We start from the raw sequence: 19,121 nt of genomic DNA on the forward strand, positions 1-19,121 counted from the left end.
GCGTGGCAACACCAGCAGCGCCGACGGACACCGAGTTGCATGGGGCCATGTCGTTCACGGGATTCGGCGTCGTCGCCGGCGCAGAACTGACCGAGACCGCACGACGAGCCGGCGCCGACCACGTCGAGCCTGCGATCGCGGGCAACCTCGTCGTCCGCGACGGCACCGGGTGGGCGTTGGCAGAGTCCTACGCGGGTGAGCGCTTCCCGTCGTTCGCGGTGCTCGTCCCGGGTGACCTCCCGCTCCTGACGGCCGATCCCGTGGTCGTCACGGCCTACTTCGCCGCGGTCCTGCCGATCGTCCGGTCCGTCGCCGAGCCCGGGGCGAAGATCGTGTTCGGCTCCGGAACCGCACGCACCGCGCCGGACGGGATGCCGGCGGACGAGGCACGGCACCGGTTCGCCGACGTCGTCCGGACCGCGCGTGACGTCGCTGCCGAGAACGACCTCCGCATCGTCCTCGAGCCGCTGAGCCGCTCCGAGACCAACCTGCTCAACACCGTCGCCGAGACCGTCGCGTTCCTCGACGCTGCGGGGATCGACGGGGTCGACGTCGTCGCGGACCTGTTCCACATCCGGAACGAGGCCGAGCCGCTCGAGGTGATCCGGGCGCACGGCGACCGGATCGGGCACGTCCACGTGAGCGATCCCGACCGGAACCCGCCCGGCGTGGTCGACGACGTCTGGCGGGACTTCCTCGACGTCGTGCACGGCGGCGGGTACCGCGGCTCGGTCTCGCTCGAGTGCCGGTGGTCGCCGGACCCCGCCGTCGCCGGGGTGGAGATGCGCCGCAGCCTCGACCGCCTCCGCGCGGCCCAGTCGACGACCGTCTGACCGATCCCGCCCTCGCACCGTGCGAGCCGCGGCGACCCTTCACTTCGCACCGTGCGAGGTCAGGCGCCCAGACGTCGAACGGTGCCAGGTTCCCCACTCCGTGCGAGGCCGCGGGCCTCGCACGGAGTACGGAACCTCGCACCGCGCGGCAACTACCGAGCGGGAACCACCGAGCGAGAACCACCGAGCAAGAACGACCGAGCGGGAACCACTGAGCGGGAAGCCCCAGCGCCCTCGCACGGTGCGAGGCCCCCCTCAGAGCTTGAACGTCGCCTTCGGGATGTCCGACACGATGCGCCGAGCCGTCCGCACCGCGTCCTCCTCCGAGAGCTCGTGCGTGACCACGAGCGACGCCAGGTACGCCGCGTCCGCCCGCCGCGCCATGTCGTGCCGTGCCGGGATGGAGCAGTACGCCCGGGTGTCGTCGATGAACCCGGAGGTCTTCGTGAACGACACCGAGTCGGTGATCGCCGACCGGTAGCGCCCGATCGCCGCCGGCGTGTCGATGAACCACCAGGGCGCCCCGGCGTACACCGCGGGGTAGAACCCGGCGAGGGGGCCGATCTCCCGCGAGAACACGGTCTCGTCGACGGTGAAGAGCACGAGGTGGAAGCCGGGCGCGGTCCCGAACGACTCGAGTAGCGGCCGCAACGGCTCGGTGAAGGACCCGACGGCGGGCAGGTCGTGTCCGGTGTCGGGCCCGAACCGCTCGAGCGTGGGGGTGTGGTGGTTCCGGATCACGCCGGGGTGCAGCTGCATGACGAGGCCGTCCTCGACGCTCATCTCGGCCCACCGGTAGAGCATGTCGCGCCGGTACGCGACGGCTTCGGCAGCGGTCACACCGGACGGTCCCCGCATCGCGGCCGCATGGATGCGCGAGCGCTCCGACGACGACAGCGGTGTCGAGCCGGCGTCGAGCACCCCGGTGTCCGTGGCGGTCGCGCCGTGTTCGATGAAGAAGCGGCGACGTGCGCGGAGTGCTGCCAGCAGGCCCTCGTGGGTTCCCGTGTCGACGCCGGCGGCCTCACCGATCGACGTGACCACGTGCCTCCAGTCCGACCGTGAGGGGTCGAACACGGCGTCCGCGCGGAACGTGGGGAGCACCCGGCCGGTGAACGTGGGGTCGGCGGCGAGCCGCGCGTGCGCGGCGAGGTCGGCGGTGGGGTCGTCGGTGGTGGCGAGGACCTCGATGCCGAAGGCGTCGAACAGGGCGCGCGGCCGCATCTGCGGCTGCTGCAGCAGGGCGGCGATGTGGTCGTACTGCTGGTCCGCGTTCGCGGCCGACGGCTGCTCCGTCAGCCCGAAGACGTCGTGCAGCTCCGTCTCGAACCAATAGCGGACGGGGGTGGCGAGGAAGTCGTCCCAGTGCTCCGCGAGCTGCCGCCACATGGTGCGGCCTGGAGGCACGGTGCCGGTTCCCGACAGGTCGGCGCGACCCAGCGCCTCCAGTCCGACACCGTTCGCGTGCAGGAGCCGCAGCACGTAGTGGTCGGGCGTGATGAGCAGCGAGGCGGGGTCGGCGAACGGCTGGTCGTCGGCGATGAGAGCCGCGTCGACGTGTCCGTGCGGGGAGATGATCGGCGCGTCGGCGACGGCGGCGTAGACGGTCCGTGCGACGGCGCGCGCTCCCGGGTCGGCGGCGAAGAGCCGGTCGGGGTGCGGCGCGAGCGGGGTGGCGGTGCTGGTGCGGGTCATCGTCGACTCCTTCAGGACGGACGGTGGGACGAGGCGGGCGCGGGGCCGGTCGACTCGCGGACGGTGAGGTGGGTGGGCAGCGCGACCGCGTCGGTCATGTGCTCGCCGGGCAGTTCGTCGGCGGGGATCGCGCCGAGGCGACCGAGGAGCATCCGGATCGCCACGCGGCCGGCCCGTTCGATGGGGGAGGTCATGGTGGTGAGGGGCGGGTTGCAGAAGTCGGCGCCGAAGATGTCGTCGCAGCCGACGACGCTCATGTCCTCGGGGACGCGGACGCCGCGTTCCCGCAGCCGGGTGAGCATGCCGATCGCGATGAGGTCGTTGAACGCGATGCACGCGGTGGCTCCGGCGTGCACGGCGGCGTCGGCGGCGGCCGCGCCGGAGTCGACGAAGGGGGCGTGCGGGCCGATCCGGGCGACCCGGACGCCGAGTCGTTTGGCGACGCGCACGAGGGCCTTCCACCGGCGTTCGTTCGACCACGAGCTGTCCGGGCCGGCGACGTAGAGGATGTCGCGGTGTCCGAGCGACACGAGGTGCTGCACGGCCTGTTCGACCCCTCCGGGGGTGTCGATGAGGACCGAGGGGACCCCGGCGGGGCGACGGTTCACGACGACGAGCGGGGTGCGCTCGGCGAACCGGGCGATCTGCGCGTCGGACAGTCGTGACGCCGTGAGGACGGCGCCGTCGGCCTTGCCGGCGATCGCGCTGAGGGCGGCCATCTCGGCGTCGGCGGACTCCTCGGTGTCGACGAGCAGCTGCGTCCACCCGGCGCCGGAGAGCTGGTGCTGCGTGCCGCGGATGACGTCGAAGTAGAAGGGGTTGGTGATGTCCGAGACGAGGACCGCGACCGCGCGGGTGCGACCGGACGTGAGCGCGCGGGCCTGCGAGTTCGGGACGTAGCCGAGCTCCCGGGCGGCCTGTTGGATGCGCTGCTGCGTCGTGTGGTTCACCCGGTCGGGGAGCGAGAGCGCACGGGAGACGGTGGACGGCGCCACCCCGGTCGCGTCGGCGATGTCCCGGATGGTGACGCGTCGCGACGCGTCCGCGCCGGGACCGGCGCCCACCCCGGAACCGGCGCTGACGTCGATGTCTGTGCTGCTCACGAGGCCGAACGTATGCCGCTCTGGCAACAAGTGGCAACCGGTTGCCGGATGTTGCCACGCGGGGAACAGTGGTCACCACGCCGGGGCAGGACCACCCGGCACCCGGGACGCAGCGTCGCTCCCGGGTGGAGGTCTCGAGGAGGAAACCCCCGCATGAGCACAGGCAGACTCAGGACACGCACCCTGATCGGTGCCGTGGCCGTGGTCGCCCTCACCGCGCTGTCCCTGCAGGGATGCGCCGTGGTGAACGGCAGCGGCGACGACCCGAACACCCTCCGCGTCATGATGGGCGCGGACACCACCTACCCGAAGGAACGCAAGCAGTGGCAGCAGGACACCGCCGCCGCGTTCAAGCGGACCACCGGGGCCGACATCCAGTGGGAGACCTACTCCTCCGCGCAGGAGGAACTCACCGCGATCCAGACGAGCGTCATCTCCGGGCAGGGTCCCGACGTCTACGCGATCGGCACCACCTTCACCCCGACGGCCTACGCCACCGGCGCCTTCGTCGAGATGGGCGCGAAGGAGTGGAAGGCCATCGGCGGGAAGGACCAGTTCGACCCGGCGTCGTTCGGCATCTCCGGACCGAGCTCCTCGAAGCAGATCGGCATCCCGTTCGCCAGCCGCCCGTTCGTGATGGCGGTGAACAAGGACCTGCTTGCCCAGGCCGGCATCGACGAGATGCCCACCACCTGGGACGAACTGACCGCCGACGCGAAGGCCACCACGACCGGTGACCGCCACGGCCTGGCGGTCGCCTACGCCGACGGCTTCGACCCGTGGAAGTTCGTCTGGGGCATGGCGCAGAACGCCGGCAACACGATCGTGTCGGGGTCCGGCAAGGCCGAGATCGACAGCGACGCCGTCGCGAACGCCTACCGCACCTACTTCGACTGGGTGACGAAGGACGGGGTCGTCGACAAGGCCGCCATCGGGTGGAACAACGCCCAGGCCCTCGCGCAGTTCACCGACGGCAAGGCCGCGTTCTTCCCGATGACGACCACCACCGCGATCAACTCGTTCGCGGGGACGAAGGTCGACGGCAAGTACGAGTTCGCCCTGCTGCCCACCGTGCCGCCGGGAGCGACCGAACGTCCCGCCGACGGCATCCAGGCGGCGAGCATCCTGTCCGGTGACAACTGGGTCGTCGCCGACTACGGCAAGAAGCAGGACCTGTCGTTCGACTTCATCAAGCAGCTCAGCGCCCCGAAGGCGCAGCGCGAGTACTACGACCTGTTCGGCAACCTGCCGACGAACGCCGATGCCGCTGCCGAGCTCGCGGCGCAGAACCCGCAACTCAAGCCGATCATCGACGCCGGGAAGCTCTCGAAGCCGACCGCCTTCACCGGTGCGTGGTCGGACATCCAGCTCTCGCTCGTGGACGTCGTCGTGCAGTCCATCCCGTCGCTCAAGAGCGGCGAGGTCACCGACGACCAGCTCCGGAAGCGCCTGCAGGACGCCCAGAAGGACGCCCAGTCCACGCTCGACCGTCAGAAGAACGGAGGTCTGTGATGACCACCACGCAGACCAGGCCCGACACCGAGGCGGCGCCGGGGCGGCCCGTCCGCCCGCACGGCAAGACGCCCCTGTACAAGCGGGAGCGTCCCCTCTGGATGCTCCTGCCCGGTGGCGTCCTCATGCTCGCCGTCATCGTGGTCCCGCTCCTGGTGGGCCTGTTCATCGCGATGCTCGACCTCGACCAGTACACGCTCCGGCAGTGGTTCAGCGCCCCCTTCGTCGGGTTCGCGAACTTCGCCGAGGCCTTCACCGACTCGCCGCTGCTCCACTCGATCTGGATCTCGGTGTCCCTGTCGGTGCTCGTCACCGCAGTGACCGTGCCGATCGGCGTCGCCGCGGCGATCTCCACGCAGAACCGGTTTCCCGGCCGCGGACTCGTCCGTTCGATCTACCTGATCCCGTACGTGCTCCCGGCGTTCGTCGTCGGCACGTTCTTCCGCACGATGCTCCAGCCGCAGGGCGTCGTGAACTCGATCCTGCACACCGACGTCCTCTGGCTGAACGGTTCGGCCTCGTACTGGGCGCTCGCCGGCGTGATGATCTGGACGAGCTGGCCGTTCGTCTACCTGCTGTCCCTCGCCGGGCTGCAGGCCGTGGACAACGAGGTGCACGAGGCCGCGGCGCTCGACGGGGTGACCTGGTGGGCGAAGCTGCGGTACATCATCTTCCCGTACCTGCGCGGCCCCCTCAGCCTCGCGGTGATCATCTCGATCCTGCACAACATCAACAACTTCACGCTGCCGTTCGTCCTCTTCGGCATCCCGTTGCCGTCGAGCGTCGAGGTGATGCCCGTCCTGACGTACATCGCCAGCTTCCAGTCGTTCCGCTTCGGTCTGTCCGCGGCGATGGCGATCTGCTCGCTCGTGATCGTCGCCATCCCGCTGTTCGTCTACCTCCGAGCGGTCAAGCTCGACACCGGGGACGACGCGGGCCCCAACCGGAAGCAGCGCCGCGCCGACCGTGCGACGCTCGCCACCGCCCCGATCGCCGCCGACATCGACGGAGCACGAGCATGAGCGCGTTCACCACCACCACCCGCCCCACCGCGACGCTCACCGAGAGCATCACGACCGGCGACCGCGGACGGCGCCACAAGCGTCCGTACGACACCGACGTCACCCGGCTCCTGCCGCGCTGGCTGCTCATCGTCGTCATCGCCGTGATCATCGCGTTCATCGCAGTCCCGGTGCTCTACATCCTGTTCGGCTCGGTGAACTCCGACGTCGCGGTCGCCCGCGGTGAGTACTTCCCGTCCGAGTTCACACTGTCGAACTACGTGGACATCTGGTCGACGGTCGCCCTCGGCGAGGGGCTCGTGAACTCGATGCTCACCGCCGGGGCCGTGGCCGTCGCGAGTGCCGCGCTCGCCGTGTCCACCGCGTACGTCCTCGTCCGCTTCCGGTTCCTCGGCCGCCTGACGATCCTCCGCGGGCTCCTCGCCCTGCAGTCGATCCCCGGCACGCTCCTGCTCCTGCCCGTGTTCGTGGTCTTCTCGAACATCGCCAGCGCGACGGGCGTCCAGATCATCGGCACCCGCTGGGGTCTCTTCGTCACCTACCTGACGTTCGCCCTGCCGTTCTCCACCTGGGTGATGGTCACGTACCTCCGCGGCCTGCCGAAGGAACTCGAGGAGGCCGCCCGCATCGACGGTGCCTCGTCGACGAAGATCCTCACGAAGATCGTCCTGCCGCTGTCGTGGCCGGGGATCGTCGTGTCGGCCATCTTCGCCTTCCTGCTCGGGTGGAACGACGTCCTGTTCTCCACGATCATGACGACCCCGAACACGCGCACCGTCGCCGTGGTCCTGCAGGTGCTCGGCACCGCTCAAGAGGGCGGAGCCGTCCCGATCTACGGCCAGATGATGGCCGCCTCGATCGTCTGCGCCGTGCCGGTCGTCGCCCTGTACCTCATCTTCCAGCGCTACCTGGTGGGCGGCCTCACGGCCGGGTCGGTCAAGTAGCGCTGTGCAGTCTGCCGACTTGTCCACAGACCGACTGGAGGCGCGGTGCCAGCCCGCCCCGCCCCTCACCCCACCGACACGGCCGGTCGGCCGCTGGCGCGTCCGACCGGTACCGGCGGCGGGGCCCCGCAGACGACAACGAAAGGGAATGCAATGACCCAGCTCAGTTGGGAACTGTCCGGTTTCGGTGACGAGATCGACGCCGACCCCGCCATCCAGGTGGCGGTCCTCCAGGCGCTGGGGGCCAGCGCCATCGAGGTCCGCAGTGCATGGGGCGTGAACGTCGTCGACCTCGACGAGGACCAGCTCGCCGGACTCCACCGCCTGTTCGAGGAGCGCGGACAGACCGTGTCCGCCATCGCCTCGCCGATCGGCAAGGTGTCCGTCGACGAGCCCGTCGAGCACGAGGTCTCGCGGCTCGCGCGTGCCATCGCCGCGGCGCACGCCCTCGGCACGACGAACATCCGGATCTTCTCGTTCTACTTCGAGGGTCGCCAGCCGGAAGCCGTCCGCGACGACGTGCTCGTCCGGATGCGGGCCCTCGCCGACCTCGCCGAGCGCGAAGGCATCACCCTCCTGCACGAGAACGAGAAGGACATCTACGGCGACGTCCCCTCGCGCGTGCTCGACATCGTCGAGAGCGTCGGCTCCTCCGCGCTCCGGCTCGCCTGGGACAACGCGAACTACGTCCAGTGCGGCGTCCGGCCCTTCACCGACGGCTGGGCCCAGCTCAGCCCCTACGTCGACTACCTGCAGGTGAAGGACGCCGTCGCCGCCGACTCGTCCGTCGTCCCCGCCGGCGACGGCGACGGCGAGCTCGTCGAGACCCTCACCGCCCTGCGCGACGCCGGGTACACCGGGTACGCGTCCCTCGAACCCCACCTCAGCGACTTCACCCACCTCGGCGGGTTCTCCGGCCCCGCGGCGTTCGGCCGCGCCGGCCGCGCCTTCCGGACGCTCACCGACCAGATCGGAGTCACCCTGCGATGACCACCCCACTCGAAGCCAGCCCACTCCGCCTCGCCGTCGTCGGCGCCGGCGTCATCGGACGCCACCACGCCAAGGTCGCCGTGCACCACCCGGACCTGCAGGTCGTCGCCCTCGTCGACGCGATCCCCGCCGCGGCCACCAGCGCCGCCGACGAGATCGAGGCGATGGGCGTCGACCGCCCGATCACCACCGAGACCATCGAACAGGCCATCGCCGAGACCGACATCGACGTCGTCGCGATCTGCTCGCCGTCCGGCATGCACGTGCAACTCGCCGAAGCGGCGCTCGCCGCGGGCAAGCACGTCGTCATCGAGAAGCCGCTCGACACCACGATGCCCCGGGCACGGTCGATCGCGGCGCTCGCCGCAGCCGGCCGTGCGCGCGGACTCGTCACGAGCGTCATCAGCCAGCACCGGTTCGACCCGGCGTCCGTCGTCGTGGCGAACGCGGCGCACGGCGGGGGCTTCGGCACCGTCACCTCGGGGGTCGCGAGCGTCGCCTGGTACCGGTCGCAGGGCTACTACGACTCCGGTGACTGGCGCGGCACCTGGGAGCTCGACGGCGGCGGCGCGGTGATGAACCAGGGCGTGCACACCGTCGACCTCCTCGTGTGGGTGCTCGGTCGTCCGGTCGAGATCTCGGCGCAGACCGGGTTGCTCGCCCACGACCGCATCGAGGTGGAGGACACGGCGGTCGCGACGGTCCGGTTCGAGAACGGCGCACTCGGGGTCATCCACTGCACCACGGCGGCCTACCCGGGCCTCTCCGCCCGCTACGCCGTCTACGGCACGCACGGTTCCGCGATCGTCGACGACGACCGGCTCGCCTACTTCCACATCGCGCCGGACGCCGCGACGCTCGAGTCGGCGTCCACCACCTCGAACGCCACCGCGGTCGCCGGTGCCGTCGACCAGAAGGACGACGTCGTCCCGCCGGAGCACGTCGTCGGCGGGCCGGCCGAGCCGGACCACTTCGCCGCCGGCCACGGTCGCCAGTACACGGACATCGTCGCGGCCATCCGTGGCGGCGGGGACCCGGCGGTCGGCGTCGACGACGCGCTCGTGTCCCTCGCCACCGTGCGCGGGCTCTACGTCAGCGCGACCCTCGGGCAGCCGGTCCGCATCGACGACGTCATCCAGGGCAAGTACGACGACGTGGTGCCGGTCGTCGGTGCCCATGCAACCGCCGACACCGCGAACGAAGGAGCCACCCGATGAAGTTCTCCGTCTTCACCGCGTCCACCCCCGACTGGACCCCGTCGCAGGCGGCCGAGTCCCTCGCCGAACAGGGCTGGGACGGCGTCGAGTGGCGCATCGTCGACGACCGTCCCGCCGACGGCGCCGAAGTGCCGGCCGGCCGCTCCTTCTGGGCGGGCAACAAGTCGACGTGGCAGTTCACCGGCATCGAGGACCACGTCGGTGAGATCGCCCGGATCACCGACGGCGCCGGGCTCGAGTACTCCGGCATCGGCGGCTACCAGCAGGCGTCGGACCACGACGGCGTGGACACGATGCTCCGCGTCACGAGCGAACTCGGTGCCCGCCAGGTGCGGGTCTCGATGCCGATGTACCGGCAGGAGAAGGAACGCACGGGGGAGACCTACACGCAGATCTTCGACCGCACCCGCGCCGACCTCGAGTGGGCGGTGTCCCGCGCGACCGAACTCGGGGTGAAGGCCCTCGTCGAACTGCACCACATGACGATCACCCCGTCGGCCTCGGCGGCGCTCCGGTTGATCGACGGTCTCGACCCGGCGCACATCGGGGTCATCCACGACCTCGGCAACCTCGTGATCGAGGGACACGAGGACCACCTCGCCGCGTTCGAGCTCCTCGGCCCGTACCTCGCCCACGCCCACGTGAAGAACGCGCGGTGGGTCGACACCGGGGGCACGCGGGCCGACGGCAGCGCGATCTGGCAGAACGAGTGGGCACCGCTGCGCACCGGACAGGCCTCCGTGTCCGAGTACCTCGACGCCCTCGGCCAGGTCGGCTACGACGGCTGGGTCACCATCGAGGACTTCTCGACCGATCTCCCGCTCGAGGCCCGCACCGCCGACAACCTGGCCTACCTGCGGTCCCTGGTGCCGGTGTCGGCATGACCGATCGACGTCCCGGCATCGTGCACCTCGGGATGGGGGCGTTCGCGCGCGCCCACCTCGCCTGGTACACGCAGCACGCCTCCGGTCCGGCGTGGGGGATCACCGCGTTCACCGGGCGCTCGCCCGCCGCGGCCGACGCGCTGACCGCCCAGGAATGCCGGTACACGCTCGTCACCCGTGCCGCCACCGGCGACTCCGCCGAGATGGTCGACACGATCGTGGCGGCCCACCCGGGTAGCGACGACACGACCTGGAGGCACGCGGTCGCGTCCCCGGAGACGTCGATCGTGACGCTGACGGTCACCGAGAACGGCTACCGGTCCGGCTCCGACGTGCCGGCCAGGCTGGTCGCCGGGCTCGATGCCCGGCGACGGGCCGGCGCCGGTCGCATCGCGCTGGTCAGTCTCGACAACCTGACCCACAACGGCGACGTCCTGCGGGACGCCGTGCTCGCGGCGGTCGACGACGACGGCCTCCGAACGTGGATCAAGGCGAACGTCGCGTTCCCGAGCTCGATGGTTGACCGGATCACCCCGGCCACCACCGACGCCGACGTCGAGGCGCTCGCCGACCTCGACGGAGCCCTGACCGAGGACCGTGTGCCGGTCGTCACCGAGCCGTTCGCAGAGTGGGTGCTCCAGGACGCCTTCGACGGCATCGAGCGGCCGGCGTGGGAGACCGCCGGCGTCCGCATCGTCGACGACGTCACCCCGTACGAGCAGCGGAAGCTCTGGCTCCTCAACGGATCGCACTCGCTCCTCGCCTACACCGGCCTGTTGCTCGGCCACGAGACCGTCGCCGAGGCGATGGACGACCCGGTGTGCCGCGCCGCCGTCGACCAGCTCTGGGACGAGGCCGCGGCCGAGCTCCCGCTGCCCGCCGCCGAGGTCACCGAGGCCCGTGCCGCCCTGGTCGAGCGGTTCGCGAACCCGCGCATCAAGCACACCCTGCGGCAGATCGCCTCGGGCGGCTCCGAGAAGCTGCCCGTCCGGGTCGTCGACGTGCTGCGGCACCGACTGGCACGAGACCCGGCCGCGGGCATCGGCCCCGGAGCCGCGACGGCGGTCGCCGCGTGGTGGCTGCACGTGACGACGCAGCCGGGCCTCGTGAGCGACGCCGGTGCTCCCGGGCCAGACTCGGACGTGCACGACGTCCTGGCCGTCATCGCCCCCGACCTCGACACCCCACCCGTGGTCGCGGCCGTGAGCGCCGCGGCCGACCGCATCCGCACCGCCGCGGCAGCAGCCCGCGAGCCCTCCGACGAAGGAGTCCACGCATGACCGACACCAGCACCACGAACCCCGCCGCCCCCGTGCCCGGCGCGACCGACGGCGGGTCGGCGACCGATCCGACATCGGGCCGTCCGGACACCTGGGCCTCGGAGGACCGCGGTCAGCTGATCGACCGGGCCGAGGTCATCGTCACCAGCCCGAACCGCAACTTCGTCACGCTGAAGCTCACGACCGCCGACGGCGTCACCGGGCTCGGCGACGCGACCCTCAACGGCCGCGAGCTCGCCGTCGCCACGTACCTCTCCGAGCACGTCGTGCCGCTCCTCGTCGGGCGTGACGCCAGCCGCATCGAGGACGCCTGGCAGTTCCTGTACCGTTCGTCGTACTGGCGTCGCGGACCGGTGACCATGGCCGCCATCGCCGCGGTCGACATGGCGCTCTGGGACATCAAGGGCAAGGTCGCGGGGATGCCCGTCTACCAGTTGCTCGGCGGTGCCTCCCGCACCGGGCTGATGGCCTACGGCCACGCCTCGGGCAAGGAACTCCCCGAGCTGTTCGACTCCATCCGCGAGCACCAGTCCGAGGGCTACCGGTCGATCCGCGTGCAGACCGGTGTGCCCGGCCTCGAGTCGATCTACGGCATCGCGTCGAACAAGACCACCGAGGGCAACAGTGGTGTCCGCTACGACTTCGAGCCGGCGCAGCGTGGCGCGTTCCCGGCGATGGAGGACTGGGACACCCGGGCGTACATGCGCCACCTCCCGACGGTGTTCGAAGCGGTCCGCAACGAGTTCGGCCCGGAGCTGCCGCTGCTGCACGACGGGCACCACCGGATGACACCGCTGCAGGCCGCGAAGCTCGGCAAGTCGCTCGAGCCCTACGACCTGTTCTGGCTCGAGGACTGCACCCCCGCCGAGAACCAGGAAGCCCTGCGCCTCGTCCGCCAGCACACCACGACGCCGCTCGCGATCGGTGAGGTCTTCAACACGATCTGGGACTTCAAGGACATCATCCGCGACCAGCTCATCGACTACGTGCGCGGTGCCGTCACGCACATGGGCGGCATCTCCCCGCTGAGGAAGACGATGGACTACGCGGCGATGTACCAGATCAAGTCCGGGTTCCACGGGCCGACCGACATCTCGCCGGTGGGACTCGCGGCGCAGATGCACCTCGGGCTGGCGATCCACAACTTCGGCATCCAGGAGTACATGCAGCACGGCCCGAAGACGAACCAGGTCTTCCACCAGACCTTCACGTTCACCGACGGCTACCTGCACCCCGGCGACGAGCCCGGCCTCGGCGTCAGCCTCGACGTCGACGAGGCGGGGAAGTACCCGTACGAGCAGGCCTACCTGCCCTTCAACCGACTCGCCGACGGCACCGTCCACGACTGGTAGCGGGCAAGCTGGTCGGCATGGAGTTCGCGGACGTGGCGAGGGAACTGCTCCTCGTCGCGCCCGCGGACTTCGTCGCCGAACGCACCGCACGGCAGCGATCGGTCCGGAAGGACGACCGTGCCCTCGCGACGGCGATCGGCGGCCTCCGGAAGCCCACTCCGGCCGCGTGGGTGATCGACCTGCTCGCGCACGAGGGGGCGCTCGACGAGGCCGTCGACCTCGGTCCCGCGATCCGCGAGGCCCAGTCGACCGCCGACCCCGACGCGATCCGTCGGCTCCGGAAGCAGCGCGCCGAGGTGGTCGAGGCGCTCGCGCAGGCCGGGGCCGACCTCGCGTCCGATGCCGGACACCCGGCGACCCCGGCGGTGCTCGACCAGGTCCGCGCCACCATCGAGGCGGCCATGGCGGATCCGCACGCAGGCGCCGCCGTCCGGTCGGGGCTGCTCGTCCGGCCGCTCGAGAGCGCGGGGTTCGACGACGTCGACCTCGACGGCGCCCTCGCCGATCCGGACGCCGTCCCGGACGCCTGGTCGGGCAGCGATGCCCCACCCATCCCCATCGACCAGGCGAGACGGGCACGCAAGGCGAGTCGCGCCTCCAGGCAGCCCGAACCGGAACCACAGCCCGAGCCGGAGCCGCAGTCGGACCCGGAACCCCAGCCGGACCCGGCACCCCAGCCGGATCCTGCGCCGGCCGCGAAGCGGACGCCGGCCCCGAAGCAGGAGCGTGCGCCGAAGACGGACCCGGCTGCCGAACGCCGAGCCGCGCGCCAGGCCGAGACGGCGGCGCGCACCGAGTCCCGCGAGGCCGATGCCGCACTCGACTCCGCCGAGAACGACCTCGAGGCCGGTGAGGAACGCCGTGCCGAACTCGAACGACAGCTGGCCGACGCGACCGCCGAGGTCGAGCGCCTCGAGCACGTCCGCGACGAGGCCGAGGCGGCGAGCGACCGCGCGCGGGACCTCCTGGCCGCCGCTCAGCGACACCGTCGCGACGTCGGTCGCTGACCCGTCCCGGCACGGAGGCGTCCGACACGCCCGGCCGGGTGCTGCTAGACTCGGTGACTGACTTCGGCGAGGGCCGCGCATGCGCGGCCGTGATCGACGCAGTGGGAGAGCCGGCCCGTCCTGGGAGCGTTCCTCACGCGTGCACGCGTTCGAGTTGCAACACCACAGACCCCCACGATGCCGGCACCCCGGTGTCGTCCCCGAGACCAGGAGACACCATGGCCGACTACACCAAGCTCGCAGCGGAAGTCCGCACCAAGTTCGGCAAGGGCGCTGCTCGCAAGCTCCGCGCGGCCGACAAGATCCCCGCCGTCGTCTACGGCCACGGCACCGAGCCGCAGCACATCTCGCTGCCGGGCCACGAGACGATGCTCCTCGTCCGTACCGCCAACGCGGTCGTCGACCTCGACATCGAGGGTGCGGCGCAGCTCGCCCTCGTCAAGGACGTCCAGCGTGACCCGGTGCGCCAGATCATCGAGCACATCGACCTCGTGGTCCTGCGCCGCGGCGAGAAGGTCACCGTCGACGTCCCCGTCGTCATCGAGGGTGAGTCCTTCTCGGGCACCATCCACGTGCAGGACCTCTCCTCGGTCTCGCTCCTGGTGCTCGCGACCGACATCCCGGAGCACGTGTCCGTCAACGTCCAGGACCTCCAGGACGGCGTGCAGATCCACGCTGCGCAGCTCGAGCTCCCCGAGGGCGCCGAGCTCGAGACCGACCCCGAGGCGCTCGTCGTCGCGATCGTCACCCCGCGTGGCACCGCTGACGACGACGCTGCCGACGCCGCTTCGGCCGAGGCCGGTGCCGAGTCGGGCGCCGACGGCGCTGCCGAGTAACACCCCTCCGCGGACCGCTGGTCGACGTTGATGGTGCTGTGCTGATGACCGATCAGTCATTCGTCGTGATCGGGCTCGGGAACCCCGGGCCCGGTTACGCCGGCAACCGCCACAACGTCGGCCAGATGGTCCTCGACGAACTCGCCGTCCGCATGGGCGCGACGTTCAAGAAGCACAAGACCCCGAACCAGGTCGCCGAGGGGCGCCTCGTTCCCGGCGGACCCCGTCTGGTGCTCGCCAAGCCGGCGTCGTTCATGAACACCTCCGGGGGCCCCGTCTCCTCGGTGCTCGGGTTCTACAGCGCCACGCCGGAGTCGCTCATCGTCGTGCACGACGAGCTCGACCTGCCGTTCGACACGGTGCGGCTCAAGGGCAACGGTGGGCACGGCGGCCACAACGGCCTCCGCGACATCATCAAGGCGACGGGGACGAACGAGTTCTCCCGCGTGCGGATCGGCATCGGCCGACCCCCCGGCCGACAGGACCCGGCCGACTACGTCCTCCGCGACTTCTCCCCGACGGAGAAGAAGACGCTGCCGAACCTGCTGGCCGACGGTGCCGACGCGGTCGAGGCGATCGTGGAGCTCGGGCTCGTCGCCGCGCAGCAGCGCGTGCACGCGCCGTCCTGACGCACGCCCGTTCGCCCGTCGCGCACGGTGCGTCCGCTGTCGGGGGTCGCCGGTACCATGTCCTGAGTGACGATCTCGGGCATCATCCCAGCGCTCTCGCGCGCCTCCGCGTTCGATCGCGTCCTCCGCGCAGCTCCTCGTGACGCCGACTTCTCGGTGGTCGACGGCCTCCGCGTGCCGTTGCTCGGCGCGCTCCTCGCCGAGCGGAACGGGCCGCAGTGCGTCTTCGTGATCACCGCCACCGGGCGTGAAGCCGAAGCGATCCGCGGGTCCGTCGGCTCCTACCTCCCCGACGCCGAAGTCCTCGAGTTCCCCGCGTGGGAGACCCTGCCGCACGAACGGCTCAGCCCCAGCGCGCAGACCGTCGGCACCCGCATCGCGACGCTCCGGAAGCTCGCGGTGTGGCAGGACACACCGGCAGCCGACCGCCGCACGACCGTCGTCGTGGCGAGCGTCCGCGCCGCGCTGCAGCCCCTCGCGGGCAACCTCACCTCGCTCGCGCCGATCGTCCTGCGGACCGACTCGCGCGGCAACGACCTCGGCGTGATCGCCGGGCAGCTCGTCGACATGGCGTACGCCCGCGTCGACCTCGTCACCCGCCGTGGTGAGTTCGCCGTCCGCGGTGGGATCCTCGACGTCTTCCCGCCGGCGGCCGACCACCCGGTCCGTGTCGACTTCTTCGGCGACGAGATCGAGGCGATCAAGGCCTTCTCCGTCGCCGACCAGCGCACCACCGAAGACGACCTCGGCTCGGTCGAGCTCACGGCCTCACGCGAACTCCTGCTCAGCGACGACGTCCGGCAGCGAGCGCGCGAGATGCTCCACGAGTTCCCGAACCTCTCCCAGATGCTCGCGAAGATCGCCGAGGGGATCCCGGTCGAGGGAATGGAGTCCCTCGCACCCGCGCTCGTGCAGGACCTCGTGCCGGTCACCCACTACCTGCCGACCGACGCCGTGATCGCGGTGTTCTCGCCGGAGCGCGTGAGCGGTCGAGCCCACAGCCTCGCCGAGACGAACACCGAGTTCCTGCAGGCCGCGTGGAGCGCCGCCGTCGCCGGGGCCCAGGCGCCGATCGACCTCGACGCCGGCAACTTCCTCTCCGTGCAGCAGCTCAAGAACGGCCGCGGGCAGCGCACCTGGTGGACGGTCTCGCCGTTCGACTCCGGCCTCGACGAAGGCGACACCGAGCGCGTGCTCACCGATGCCGAAGCCGCGGCCGAGGCGGGGGAGTACATCCGCGTCCGCGCCGAAGCGGTCCCGAGCTTCGCCGGCAGCGCCGACGGGGCGATCGCGCACGTCAAGGAGCTCACCGACGACGGATGGGCGGTCGTGGTGACCGCCCAGGGCCAGGGACTGGTCGAGCGGGCGGTGCAGGTGCTCGCCGACGCCGGGGTCGCAGCCCGTGCCGAGAGCCTCACCGCGCCTCCCGAACCGGGTGTCGCCATCGTGACGACCGCCACCGTCGAGGCGGGCTTCGCCACCCCGGATCCGCGCATCGCGGTCCTCAGCGAGGCGGAGTTCTACGGTCGGAGCGTCCAGCAGGGTGCCCGCACCGTGAAGAAGCTCGCGAGCCGACGGAAGAACGTCGTCGACCCGCTGCAGCTCCGTCCGGGCGACGTCGTCGTGCACGCGACGCACGGCATCGCCAAGTTCGTCGAGCTCGTCAGCAGAGAGGTGAGCTCCGGCGGCCGCAACGCCGTGAAGCAGCAGCGCGAGTACCTCGTGCTCGAGTACGCGCCCTCGAAGCGGAACTACCCGGGCGACAAGCTCTTCGTCCCGACCGACCAGCTCGACCAGCTCTCCCGGTACGTCGGCGGCGAGAACCCGACCCTGTCGAAGATGGGCGGCTCGGACTGGTCGGCCGCGAAGTCGAAGGCGCGGAAGGCCGTCCGTGACATCGCCGTCGACCTCGTGAAGCTCTACTCGGCGCGGATGGCGTCGAAGGGGCACGCGTTCGGCCCGGACACCCCGTGGCAGCGCGAACTCGAAGAGGCCTTCCCGTTCGCCGAGACGGCCGACCAGCTCACCACCATCGACGAGATCAAGCGCGACATGGAGAGCCCGATCCCGATGGACCGGCTGCTCTCCGGCGACGTCGGCTACGGCAAGACCGAGGTCGCGATCCGCGCCGCGTTCAAGGCCGTGCAGGACGGCAAGCAGGTCGCCGTCCTCGTGCCGACGACCCTGCTCGTCCGCCAGCACATGGAGACCTTCCAGGAGCGCTTCGCCGGCTTCCCCGTGCACCTCCGCGCGCTCAGCCGGTTCCAGAGCGAGAAGGAGTCGAAGGAGACCGTCGCCGGGCTCGCCGACGGCACCGTCGACATCGTCATCGGCACGCACCGCATCCTGTCCCAGGGCATCCAGTTCAAGGACGTCGGCCTCGTCATCATCGACGAGGAGCAGCGGTTCGGCGTCGAGCACAAGGACCAGCTGAAGAAGCTCAAGACCAACGTCGACGTGCTCGCGATGTCCGCGACGCCGATCCCGCGATCGCTCGAGATGGCGGTCACCGGCATCCGCGAGATGTCCACGCTCGCGACCCCACCCGAGGACCGGCACCCGATCCTCACGTTCGTCGGCCCCCAGTCCGACCTGCAGGTCGCCGCCGCGATCCGGCGCGAGCTGCTGCGCGAGGGCCAGGTCTTCTACGTGCACAACCGTGTGCGGGACATCCAGGGCGTCGCAGCGCACCTCGCCGAGATCGTGCCGGACGCCCGCATCGCCGTCGCACACGGGCAGATGTCGGAGAGCACCCTCGAGCAGGTGATGGTCGACTTCTGGGAGCGACGCTTCGACGTCCTCGTGTCGACGACCATCATCGAGACCGGCCTCGACATCGCCAACGCGAACACGCTCATCATCGACAAGGCCGACAAGTACGGGCTGTCGCAGCTCCACCAGCTGCGCGGTCGCGTCGGCCGTGGTCGGGAGCGCGGCTACGCGTACTTCCTGTACGACCCCGAGAAGCCGCTCTCCGAGACCGCGCAGGACCGCCTCGAAACGATCGCCGCGAACAACGAGCTCGGTGCCGGCATGCAGGTCGCGATGAAGGACCTCGAGCTCCGTGGGGCCGGCAACCTGCTCGGCGGCGAGCAGTCCGGACACATCGCGGGCGTCGGCTTCGACCTGTACCTCCGCATGATCGGTGAGGCCGTCTCGCAGTTCCGCGGGGACGTCGCCGAGGGGCAGACCGAACTCCGGCTCGAGATCCCCGTCGACGCGCACATCCCCGAGGACTACGTCGAGTCCGAGCGGCTCCGACTCGAGGCGTACCAGAAGCTCTCCGCCGCCTCGGCCCCCGCGGCCCAGGCCGAGGGCATCGACATGGTCCTCGACGAGCTCACCGACCGCTACGGTCAGCCGCCGCAGCCGGTGCTCACCCTGGTCGAGGTGTCCCGCCTCCGCCGGATGGCGCAGCAGGTCGGGCTGTCCGACGTCGTCGTCATGGGGTCGAACCTGCGGGTCGCGGGCAAGGAACTCGCCGACTCGGCGCAGGTCCGGCTCAAGCGGATGTACCCGGGTGCCCGGTGGTTCCCGCAGCAGGACGCTGCGAGCATCCCGCTGCCGAAGCCGCACGGCGAGACCCTGCCGGACGACGCGCTCATCGAGTGGGTCGAGAGCATCCTGACGGCCGTGTACGGGGCGTCGAAGGCGCCGGCGGAGACGCCGGCCGCGTAGCGCGGGCGTCGTGGCCGACCGTCACCGCGCTCTGCAGGTGCGCGCCGTCGGCCTGGAGGCGCGATGCGGGCCCGCACCGCGCCTCCCGGCCGTCGGTGGTGCCGTCCACTGCACGTCGTGTCGTCCGGTGGGTCGCAAT

General features: G+C 71.0%; 15 protein-coding genes. 13 read left to right on the forward strand and 2 right to left on the reverse strand.

Annotated elements, in window-relative coordinates; all coding sequences use genetic code 11:
- The first annotated feature begins 47 nt into the window (after positions 1-47).
- Positions 48-833, forward strand: coding sequence for a sugar phosphate isomerase/epimerase family protein (locus DEJ28_RS04155; RefSeq protein WP_111116374.1), 786 nt, complete (start codon positions 48-50; stop codon positions 831-833).
- A 255-nt stretch (positions 834-1,088) separates the two neighbouring features.
- Here the strand turns inward: DEJ28_RS04155 and uxaC are convergent, their stop codons facing one another.
- Positions 1,089-2,528 (reverse strand): glucuronate isomerase, encoded by a 1,440-nt coding sequence (gene uxaC / locus DEJ28_RS04160; RefSeq protein ID WP_111116375.1) that lies wholly within the window; start codon positions 2,526-2,528, stop codon positions 1,089-1,091.
- Positions 2,529-2,539: 11 nt separating this feature from the next.
- The gene (locus tag DEJ28_RS04165) at positions 2,540-3,631 is read right to left on the reverse strand and encodes a LacI family DNA-binding transcriptional regulator (protein ID WP_502866942.1); all 1,092 of its coding nucleotides are present in this window, start codon (positions 3,629-3,631) and stop codon (positions 2,540-2,542) included.
- Positions 3,632-3,784: 153 nt separating this feature from the next.
- On the opposite strand from DEJ28_RS04165, the gene DEJ28_RS04170 reads away from it, so the two are divergent.
- From DEJ28_RS04170 to mfd, 12 genes are all read left to right on the forward strand, one after another.
- Positions 3,785-5,143 (forward strand): ABC transporter substrate-binding protein, encoded by a 1,359-nt coding sequence (locus DEJ28_RS04170; RefSeq protein WP_181433770.1) that lies wholly within the window; start codon positions 3,785-3,787, stop codon positions 5,141-5,143.
- On the forward strand, positions 5,143-6,165 hold the full coding sequence (locus DEJ28_RS04175; protein WP_111116377.1) for a carbohydrate ABC transporter permease: 1,023 nt from the start codon (positions 5,143-5,145) through the stop codon (positions 6,163-6,165). Before DEJ28_RS04170 ends, DEJ28_RS04175 begins: the two co-directional genes overlap by 1 nt.
- A complete protein-coding gene (locus DEJ28_RS04180) occupies positions 6,162-7,109 on the forward strand; it encodes a carbohydrate ABC transporter permease (RefSeq protein WP_111116378.1) in 948 nt (315 codons plus the stop codon). The genes DEJ28_RS04175 and DEJ28_RS04180 overlap by 4 nt, the downstream gene beginning before the upstream one ends.
- 153 nt (positions 7,110-7,262) lie before the next feature.
- Positions 7,263-8,099 carry a sugar phosphate isomerase/epimerase family protein gene (locus DEJ28_RS04185; RefSeq protein WP_111116379.1) on the forward strand — a complete coding sequence of 279 codons (837 nt, stop codon included), beginning with the start codon at positions 7,263-7,265 and terminating at the stop codon, positions 8,097-8,099.
- Positions 8,096-9,316, forward strand: a complete 1,221-nt coding sequence (locus DEJ28_RS04190) for a Gfo/Idh/MocA family oxidoreductase (RefSeq protein ID WP_111116380.1) — start codon at positions 8,096-8,098, stop codon at positions 9,314-9,316. Before DEJ28_RS04185 ends, DEJ28_RS04190 begins: the two co-directional genes overlap by 4 nt.
- Positions 9,313-10,200: a sugar phosphate isomerase/epimerase family protein gene (locus tag DEJ28_RS04195; RefSeq protein ID WP_111116381.1), complete on the forward strand. Its 888-nt coding sequence runs from the start codon at positions 9,313-9,315 to the stop codon at positions 10,198-10,200. The genes DEJ28_RS04190 and DEJ28_RS04195 overlap by 4 nt, the downstream gene beginning before the upstream one ends.
- A complete protein-coding gene (locus tag DEJ28_RS04200) occupies positions 10,197-11,480 on the forward strand; it encodes a mannitol dehydrogenase family protein (RefSeq protein ID WP_111116382.1) in 1,284 nt (427 codons plus the stop codon). The genes DEJ28_RS04195 and DEJ28_RS04200 overlap by 4 nt, the downstream gene beginning before the upstream one ends.
- Positions 11,477-12,832 (forward strand): D-mannonate dehydratase ManD, encoded by a 1,356-nt coding sequence (gene manD / locus DEJ28_RS04205; RefSeq protein ID WP_258368130.1) that lies wholly within the window; start codon positions 11,477-11,479, stop codon positions 12,830-12,832. The genes DEJ28_RS04200 and manD overlap by 4 nt, the downstream gene beginning before the upstream one ends.
- Before the next feature lie 17 nt (positions 12,833-12,849).
- Positions 12,850-13,839: a hypothetical protein gene (locus DEJ28_RS04210; protein ID WP_111116383.1), complete on the forward strand. Its 990-nt coding sequence runs from the start codon at positions 12,850-12,852 to the stop codon at positions 13,837-13,839.
- Positions 13,840-14,057: 218 nt separating this feature from the next.
- Complete coding sequence (locus tag DEJ28_RS04215; protein ID WP_111116384.1) at positions 14,058-14,675, forward strand: 50S ribosomal protein L25/general stress protein Ctc; 618 nt, start codon at positions 14,058-14,060, stop codon at positions 14,673-14,675.
- 44 nt (positions 14,676-14,719) lie between these two features.
- Entirely contained in the window at positions 14,720-15,304 is a 585-nt protein-coding gene (pth, locus tag DEJ28_RS04220; protein ID WP_111116385.1) for an aminoacyl-tRNA hydrolase, read from the forward strand.
- A gap of 66 nt (positions 15,305-15,370) precedes the next feature.
- Complete coding sequence (gene mfd / locus DEJ28_RS04225; RefSeq protein WP_111116386.1) at positions 15,371-18,982, forward strand: transcription-repair coupling factor; 3,612 nt, start codon at positions 15,371-15,373, stop codon at positions 18,980-18,982.
- Positions 18,983-19,121: the final 139 nt, after the last annotated feature.

Origin of the sequence: Curtobacterium sp. MCPF17_002 (assembly GCF_003234115.2) — a bacterium.
Taxonomy (GTDB): Bacteria; Actinomycetota; Actinomycetes; order Actinomycetales; family Microbacteriaceae; genus Curtobacterium.